This window comes from uncultured Campylobacter sp., assembly GCF_937997595.1.
Classification (GTDB): domain Bacteria; phylum Campylobacterota; class Campylobacteria; order Campylobacterales; family Campylobacteraceae; genus Campylobacter_B.
In genome coordinates this window covers 1-7,227 of sequence record NZ_CALKTS010000367.1, presented here as the reverse complement: position 1 = coordinate 7,227, position 7,227 = coordinate 1, and the positions used below count along the sequence as shown (strand labels likewise).

The window sequence follows — 7,227 nt, the reverse complement described above, 5'->3', positions numbered from 1 at the left end:
TGAAAAAAGGTTTTACTATGATCGAGTTGATCTTCGTTATCGTTATTTTAGGTATTTTGGCAGCTGTTGCTATTCCAAGACTTGCAGCTACTCGTGATGATGCTGAGGTTTCTAAGGCAGCTACAAATATTCAAACAGTAGTAAGCGATTTAGGTGCTTATTATACTTCACAAGGTAATTTTAGTACAACTTATAGCGAGATGTCAAATGTTGCTAATCCAGTAAAGGCAAAAGGAAGTACTTGTTTTACAGTAAATACTAAACCTACTGATATAGATGGTGGTAATGGTACTATAAAAGTAGCTGTAGATAACGCAACTGGACTATGTAAACAAGTATGGGAAATGCCTGGTTTACAGCAAGTTGCTGATCAAATTAAGGCTAATGGTGCGAAGCTTAAATTTGGTGGCAAGGGTGTAGTTTATAACTAATAAATAGTTATAAATATTATTGATTTTTAGCCCTAGCATTTAGCTAGGGCTTTTTTATTTTACAGATTTAAATATTTGCTTATAAGATATATTGATTTTAAAATTTTCTACTCATTAAAATCTAAGAATTTCGTATAAGATAGTATTGACATTACGTAAATATTTATGTATAATTACATTTTTATAGTTTTGGGGTATAGCCAAGTGGCAAGGCAATTGGTTTTGGTCCAATCATTCGGAGGTTCGAATCCTCCTACCCCATCCACTTTCGCGAATGCTATTTTAAATTTATTCGCGTTTTTTTATCGCAGAGTAGAGCAGTGGTAGCTCGTCGGGCTCATAACCCGAAGGTCGGTGGTTCAAATCCACCCTCTGCAACCAATATTTTTAAATTTATAGCACAGCATCGTGACTTCAAAATTTTATTCTTGCTTTCATTGTGAATAAGAAAATCTCATATAATCTAAATTAGAGTATTTTATCTACTAATTTATTTTCAAGCCAATGGCTTAAAATTAATAATTATCAAGAAAGATACATAAAACTCTTTAAATTGTAAAATTTTACCGATTCGTCTAAAATTTTAATTTATCATACCGCAAATCTTATCAATAATGTTAAGTAGGAATTGCGAAAGACTTAAATTTGTACGGACTTTCTTATCGTAACATTTAGAATTTTATTTAGCTGCCAGCCCACCCGCTTGCAAAGACGGAAGTTATGGAAGCTTATTCTTTATCTATAATTACCCATCTTTTTATAGATTCTTCATCGTATTGCTTTAAAATTTCTATTATTCTATTCTGTAATGTTTGCAAAGTTTCCATATATTTTGTAGGAATTAGCTCAAAAATATCCTCCAATTCGCAGCACTCGATTATTATATCTATAATGCGTTCATCGACCTTATTGTTTTCCAAATGCGTTGAGATATAGGGCGAAAACAAAATTCTTTGGCTTTCATCTATGGTAATCGCCTGGTGCTCCAATGCCTGTAATGAGCCCAGCGCCATCAATAAAATTGCCCTCTCGCCCACAATATCAATATTTTTCTCTAATATCATTCGGTGTCGCTCCGCCCGTATTTAATTTCATCTAAAATCATACAAATCTTCCTCTCGTCTATCTCTCCATAAAGGCAAGGGTTTGCCAGCTCAAATATGATTTCCTGCAAAATTTCATCCTCATATCCTATGTCCTCGCGGCACTCGATTAAATTTGCCCATTCCTCAAGGAGGTCATATGAAATTTCTTTATCGATGACCCTATTTAAGATATTTGCAATGGTATTTTGAGTTATCGTTACAAGCTCCGATTCGCTATCAAAGCCTATCTTTGCTAAGTCGCTTTTTATCGCGCTTATATCTTTGGTGAAATTTATCAAATTTAATAAAATATCTATTTTAGCCATCAATGCCGCATTCGCCCTCAAGCCTCTATAGCCATATCCTTGTCTTTTCATAAAGCCTCGGTCCTAAAATTCTAAATTTCATATTGTTTTTCCTTTTAAAATTTAATCGGTTGCCGATATTTTATTCGCGCAATCCAATTAAAATTTTCATTTAGACACCTGCCCGGGGCTAATGACTGGGCAGTATGCAAAATCGTCTCCGTTTCTAGTGCGATAATTGGTGATATATTCGATCGCTACTTCGAATGCATTGTCATCCCCCTCGTTTGTACACCAGCCATCGTATGTGATTATGGGTTTATTGCCGCTTAGGCGATATACATCCCCTCCGGCTATAAGCATATCTCTATCTCTTGCGATTTTTAGCACCTTCATTACATCGTCAAATCTCCAAGCGATTTCATAAAAACCGAGTTCCTCTCTTAAGCGAATACCGCGCTCTAGCAGATCCTGCGGCACGATATTTACGTAGTCTTCATCTATAAACATAATTCGCTCCTTTTAAGTATAAGATTATTGCCATTGCCATTTTTCTATTTCGTCTTTCTTTACGAAATACCCTCTTTCGCCGCAAGGGTAGTAAATTTTACACCACTCATCGCCACAGCTTTCGATGGGGAGGATACCGCCTACTCCATCCAAAACTTTTACGGCCATAAAATTTCCCTTTCTTATTATATATATCGAAGCTCTTATGCCATCCCTCGTTTTGAGCTGATAAAGCTTTTCCTCGCCTATAGGATAATTACCTCCGGAGCGCATTTCACAAGTACTGGTATAGAAGTCGCCCCTTTCCCCATAAGTAATAAAATGGTTGTATATAAAATATTTCTTACAACCACCAAGTATTGCCATAGAAAGTATGGCGAATATTAATACCGAAGCTCTCATCCTGTTTCTTCTCCTTTATCGAAATTTTATTTGTGGCTCCGTCTACTTAAAATGCGCTCTATCTTTTATTTAGATCCCCAAGTCTTTTGACCGTTAGGCCAAAGTTGCTCTATCTCATCCTTCTTGACATAATACTCCGTATCGCCGCAAGGATAGTAAATTTTACACCACTTATCATCACAAGATTCTATCGGAACCGTAGTTGATGTTTTATTATAATACTGAGATAAAGTCTCTACTAGCTTATATTCATATTCACCGCTTTTTTGGCTTTTAGCTCTTGAATATATATCTAAAAAATCCTCAAGGCTCCTCGGTACGTAAAGTTTATCATGAGGTATATAGTCATGAAAAATAAAACCGCAAGAACTTTCAGATTTTGTACCCCAAGCAAAAAAGCGATTATTAAGGGTACACCCCGCTAGTAAAGCAACATATGCTAATGACAGCACAACAAATTTATTCATTTCTTTTTCCTTTCTTCTATAATATTTTGTATCGCGTCTTGTACTTCTTGATGCTTTTGACGCCCCCGCCGTCGAATTTTAGCAAAATATACGCCTTTGTTCATATGGGAAACCCCTAATGCGAAAAAGCTCCTAATAACACTCCTAATATTTCGAAAAAGATTATATCTAAAATAAAAATGAAAGGAGCCTGAATGGCTAAAATTTAAGATAGGCGCCTGTGCGCCGAAACTAAATGCAACTAAAAAGAAGTGATTAAAATTTAAAAATAGATAATTGGTGGAGGTGTGCGGGATTGAACCGCAGTCCGAAAACAAACGACCAAAGCCTCTACATGTTTAGCAAAAGTGAAGTTCTCGCGCAGGCTCGCTCACTTTCCAAAACGACCCGCCGGCGCAAAGACTAGGATTTCACCCTACGGCTCGTCACGCCGCAGAGCTACGCTATCGCAGATTACCCGCAGCCGCGCTTAGATAGTATCGGCGCAGAGCAGGGCTCGACTGGACTTACGCAGCTTTAGCGTAAGCAGGAGCAAATTTAACGTTGTTTGCGTTTAAATTTAGTTTGGATTTTATACGCTGTATCCAAAGCGACATGCCGCCTTGACCTATCCGTTCCCGTCGAAGCCAAGTCACCCCCGAAAGAATGCGCGCGCATTTTACTTTAAAATTTTATAAATGTCAAATTCGGCTTATGCTAGAATTGTGTTCAAATTTTAACCAAATCAAGGAGCCAAAATGTCAAAAATCACGCTTTCTAAATTATATGAGATGAAAAAATCCGGCGAAAAGATCGTGATGATCACTGCCTACGACGCGCTTTTTGCTAAAATTTTCGACGACGAGGTCGATATGATACTTGTAGGCGACAGCCTAAATATGAGCTTCGGCGGGCACTCCGAGACCCTGGGCGCAAGCGTAGAGCAGATGATCTATCACGCGCGCGCCGTAAGACGGGGGCTCAAGCGAGCGTATATGGTCGTGGATATGCCGTTTTGCTCGTGCGCGACGCCAGAGCTCGCGCTGCAAAACTGTGCCAAAGTCTATGAGAGTACCGGCTGCGACGCCGTTAAGATCGAAGGCGGCGCGCATATGGCGGATACCGTGGCGCTGCTTAATCGAAACGGTATCGCCGTGATGAGCCATATCGGGCTTAAGCCGCAGTTTTCGCGCTTTATGGGCGGCTACAAGGTAAGCGGACGCGGAGAGGAGGGTGCGCGCGAGGTCTTAAACGACGCTAGAGCGCTTGCCGAGGCGGGTGCGGTGCTACTGCTTGTCGAGGGGACGATCTGCTCAGTCGCAAATCAAGTGGCACTCGGCACCGACGTGCCCGTCATCGGCATCGGCGCGGGTGCGGGCGTGGATGGACAGGTGCTTGTGTGGAGCGATATGTGTGGATTTTTCACGGAGTTTCGGCCGAAATTCGTTAAGCGCTATTTAGACGGCGCCGAGCTGGTAAAAGGCGCGGTGCGCGAATACGCGCGCGAAGTGAAGGACGAGAGCTTCCCAAGCGAGGAGTTTGAATATAGGCAGTAGCGAGATTTGGGCTAAATTTTAAAAATTTATATATTCTAAAACCAATAAATAAAAGGAGCATAGATGAAAGTCAAAGCAGCTAACGATAAAACTTTAAAAGTATTTAAAAGCGGCAACTCCTTAGCGCTTCGTATCCCGAAATATCCAAATTTGGAGGGCGTTAAGGAGCTTGTGATAAAAGAGCTTAGTGATACCGAAATAACGCTTAGCATCCCCAAACGTAGCGGCGAGTGGGATGGATTGCTTGCGACGCTGGCAAAATTTAAAGACGCTGAGATCAAGCGCGGCAAACAGATCCCGAGCGAGCGCGAGTTTGGATTTGATAAATGATCGTTTTAGATACGAATATTTGTATATATTTGATAAATAATGACGAAAAATACGCTCCTAAAATACTCGATCGTCTGACAAAACACCAAAGATCGGATATTTTTATCTCGCTTATTACCGTTGCCGAGCTGAGATTTGGTGCGGAAAATTCCAAGCGCAAAGAGTTAAATTTACGGCTAATAGACGAGTTTATCTCAAATTTTAACATTTTACCATTTGGCATGCGCGATGCTCAGGTATATGGTGTGTGCGCCGCGAACTAACGGCTGTTAATCGCAAAATAGGCGACATGGATATGTTGATCGCTGCGAATGCCCTATCGCGCGGCTGCACGCTCGTTACGAATAACGAAAAAGATTTCAAAAATATAAGCGGACTTAAAATAGAAAATTGGACGTAAATTTGAAATTTTAAAATTTACGCTGCACGGCGGGCGTTTAAATTTTGCTCTCGTCGCAAATTAATCGTCACGCCTAAACGGCTTATAAAATTTAAGGAGAAAATTTGGCTAAAGTTTTAAAAACCTTCATAGCCGCAGTTCTGGGTTTGCTCTTTTGTGTAAAGGTACTGCCGATTTTGGCGGTATTTTTTGCGTTTAATTCTTTCTTTGATAAAGATGATATGGAGCTGGATAAAGCCCCGTTAATACAAAATTACGAGCAAAATCGCGAGAAATTTCTAGACCTGTTAGCTTTTGCAGGTCGCAACTTCCCCAAAAATTTGCGCGTTACGATCCAGAGCACCTATGGTGATGAGTATATTTGGATCGATTTGGACGGCAATGAGACGAAATTTTATTCAAATTCCATTTTCAGAGATAATGCGCCGAGTATCGGCGATGGGCTAAAGCTCATCGGCTGGGACAAAAAGACGTTTGCAGAGCTAAAATCAAAGCTCGCGGCGATAAACGCCAGAACCATCGTGCTAAATAGAAGCGGCGATAGCGGGGTGCCTTGGGCGGAGATCACCTACCGATACGTGGAGCACTTCACCGATAGCTATCAGTTTTATGCCCCTGATAGCCCGAAGCTTGCCAAGCTGCACGCCAAGGGCTGCTCGAAAAAATTTCAAAGCGACGGTGTAGTATTTTTATTCGAAAGCACAACGTCCGGCTCATATAGAGCGTTCTGTAGCAGCGATAATAATAAGAGCGTTTTGATCGAAGAGCACGATTTGTAGAACTAGGCTCGCGCAGGAAAAATTTAACGCCTTAATTTGGGGCGCGATCGATAAGGCGTCGCGAGGCGGCGAGGCTAAATTTAATCGCCCGAGCTCGCATTGAGCTTAGCGGCAAATTTTAAAATCCGCGCCAAATTCCGAGCAGTCGCAAAATACCAAACTTCGCGCGAAATTTTACATAGCCGCGCAAGTGCGCAAAGCAGAATTCTGCATAAAATTCTACGTAGAATTTCTTGTGAAATTTTAACTGACTATGCGAGATGGAATTCTGACTAGCTGCGTACCGCGAAGCTTTAAGCGCGGAATTTAAAGCCTCGCTGCCGCAAAAACAAAATCCGCAGCAAAGCTCTACGAGACAAAATTTTGTCGCAAAATTTCACTGCAAAATTCCAGGCGCTGAATTTAATATCGCAAAATTCCAAGCGCCAAATTTTACGTTGTAAAATTCCGTGCGTATTTTTCAGTTGGCTAAATTTCGCTCTTTAATTCTGTGTGATATGATTCTGCCAAGTTTATTCCGTCTCTCGCAAACTCTGCGGCTAGCTTCAAATTTGTGCGTTAAAATTTCGCTCGCAGCATCTTGTGCGTACTTCATGAATTTTATGCGTTAAAATTCTACGCTGCGCAGTGGGGCTTTGCGGCAATGGCTTCCGCGCAAAGCTTTAAATTCTGCAAGTTAAAATTCCGCGCCGTAAAATTTAGCGCAGTTAGCGACCTGCGCGCTGTTTGGGAGCCACCACAATAAAATTCCGCACCAAGACATAGCGGGCGTAGCGGCATGAGCGTAGCCTTAAACCCGTCGCGGTAAAATTTCGCAGTCTTTCGCGACGGGTGCTCTGCTTTTTAGCCCCAAGCGCGTACTGTAAAATTCCGCGCGGCAAATTTTATTCCGCCCGCAAAGACGGCGCCTTGCTAAAATTGTCAAAATTTAGCCATTTTTCGCTACACTTGCTAAAATTTTAAAAACTATTAAAGAGATATTA

The 7,227-nt window shown here is 41.1% G+C and carries 10 protein-coding genes, 2 tRNA genes and 1 other RNA gene; 7 read left to right on the top strand and 6 right to left on the bottom strand.

Features of this window, described 5'->3' with window-relative positions; genetic code table 11:
* The 3 genes from Q0614_RS12525 to Q0614_RS12515 form a co-directional block, all read left to right on the top strand.
* Positions 1-431: prepilin-type N-terminal cleavage/methylation domain-containing protein (locus Q0614_RS12525; protein WP_298789095.1), on the top strand; the 431-nt coding region annotated here is incomplete at its 5' end.
* A 190-nt stretch (positions 432-621) separates the two neighbouring features.
* A tRNA-Gln gene (locus Q0614_RS12520) sits at positions 622-696 on the top strand.
* Positions 697-737: 41 nt separating this feature from the next.
* Positions 738-812, top strand: a tRNA-Met gene (locus Q0614_RS12515).
* A gap of 347 nt (positions 813-1,159) precedes the next feature.
* Here the strand turns inward: Q0614_RS12515 and Q0614_RS12510 are convergent.
* From Q0614_RS12510 to ssrA, 6 genes are all read right to left on the bottom strand, one after another.
* Entirely contained in the window at positions 1,160-1,495 is a 336-nt protein-coding gene (locus Q0614_RS12510; RefSeq protein ID WP_298789093.1) for a DUF3969 family protein, read from the bottom strand.
* Positions 1,492-1,893, bottom strand: coding sequence for a hypothetical protein (locus tag Q0614_RS12505; protein WP_298789091.1), 402 nt, complete (start codon positions 1,891-1,893; stop codon positions 1,492-1,494). The genes Q0614_RS12510 and Q0614_RS12505 overlap by 4 nt, the downstream gene beginning before the upstream one ends.
* A 96-nt stretch (positions 1,894-1,989) precedes the next feature.
* Positions 1,990-2,331, bottom strand: a complete 342-nt coding sequence (imm40, locus tag Q0614_RS12500) for an Imm40 family immunity protein (RefSeq protein ID WP_298789090.1) — start codon at positions 2,329-2,331, stop codon at positions 1,990-1,992.
* Positions 2,332-2,355: 24 nt separating this feature from the next.
* Positions 2,356-2,733 (bottom strand): hypothetical protein, encoded by a 378-nt coding sequence (locus Q0614_RS12495; RefSeq protein WP_298789089.1) that lies wholly within the window; start codon positions 2,731-2,733, stop codon positions 2,356-2,358.
* A 65-nt stretch (positions 2,734-2,798) separates the two neighbouring features.
* The gene (locus tag Q0614_RS12490) at positions 2,799-3,200 is read right to left on the bottom strand and encodes a hypothetical protein (RefSeq protein ID WP_298757310.1); all 402 of its coding nucleotides are present in this window, start codon (positions 3,198-3,200) and stop codon (positions 2,799-2,801) included.
* A 277-nt stretch (positions 3,201-3,477) separates the two neighbouring features.
* Positions 3,478-3,839: a transfer-messenger RNA gene (ssrA, locus tag Q0614_RS12485) on the bottom strand.
* Positions 3,840-3,937: 98 nt separating this feature from the next.
* Between ssrA and panB the strand changes: the two genes are divergently transcribed.
* The 4 genes from panB to Q0614_RS12465 all read left to right on the top strand — a co-directional run bounded on the left by panB (position 3,938) and on the right by Q0614_RS12465 (position 6,244).
* Positions 3,938-4,735: a 3-methyl-2-oxobutanoate hydroxymethyltransferase gene (gene panB / locus Q0614_RS12480; protein WP_298789087.1), complete on the top strand. Its 798-nt coding sequence runs from the start codon at positions 3,938-3,940 to the stop codon at positions 4,733-4,735.
* A gap of 63 nt (positions 4,736-4,798) precedes the next feature.
* The gene (locus Q0614_RS12475) at positions 4,799-5,065 is read left to right on the top strand and encodes a hypothetical protein (protein WP_297961727.1); all 267 of its coding nucleotides are present in this window, start codon (positions 4,799-4,801) and stop codon (positions 5,063-5,065) included.
* Complete coding sequence (locus Q0614_RS12470; RefSeq protein WP_297961724.1) at positions 5,062-5,328, top strand: type II toxin-antitoxin system VapC family toxin; 267 nt, start codon at positions 5,062-5,064, stop codon at positions 5,326-5,328. Before Q0614_RS12475 ends, Q0614_RS12470 begins: the two co-directional genes overlap by 4 nt.
* 241 nt (positions 5,329-5,569) lie before the next feature.
* Positions 5,570-6,244, top strand: coding sequence for a hypothetical protein (locus Q0614_RS12465; RefSeq protein WP_298789084.1), 675 nt, complete (start codon positions 5,570-5,572; stop codon positions 6,242-6,244).
* Positions 6,245-7,227 lie beyond the last annotated feature (983 nt).

Bases quoted from the DNA above. Each gene is read 5' to 3' on its own strand.
- panB (WP_298789087.1), top strand. From the start codon at position 3,938: ATGTCAAAAATCACGCTTTCTAAATTATATGAGATGAAAAAATCCGGC.
- imm40 (WP_298789090.1), bottom strand. From the start codon at position 2,331: ATGTTTATAGATGAAGACTACGTAAATATCGTGCCGCAGGATCTGCTA.
- Q0614_RS12475 (WP_297961727.1), top strand. From the start codon at position 4,799: ATGAAAGTCAAAGCAGCTAACGATAAAACTTTAAAAGTATTTAAAAGC.
- Q0614_RS12495 (WP_298789089.1), bottom strand. From the start codon at position 2,733: ATGAGAGCTTCGGTATTAATATTCGCCATACTTTCTATGGCAATACTT.
- Q0614_RS12510 (WP_298789093.1), bottom strand. From the start codon at position 1,495: ATGATATTAGAGAAAAATATTGATATTGTGGGCGAGAGGGCAATTTTA.
- Q0614_RS12470 (WP_297961724.1), top strand. From the start codon at position 5,062: ATGATCGTTTTAGATACGAATATTTGTATATATTTGATAAATAATGAC.
- Q0614_RS12505 (WP_298789091.1), bottom strand. From the start codon at position 1,893: ATGAAAAGACAAGGATATGGCTATAGAGGCTTGAGGGCGAATGCGGCA.
- Q0614_RS12490 (WP_298757310.1), bottom strand. From the start codon at position 3,200: ATGAATAAATTTGTTGTGCTGTCATTAGCATATGTTGCTTTACTAGCG.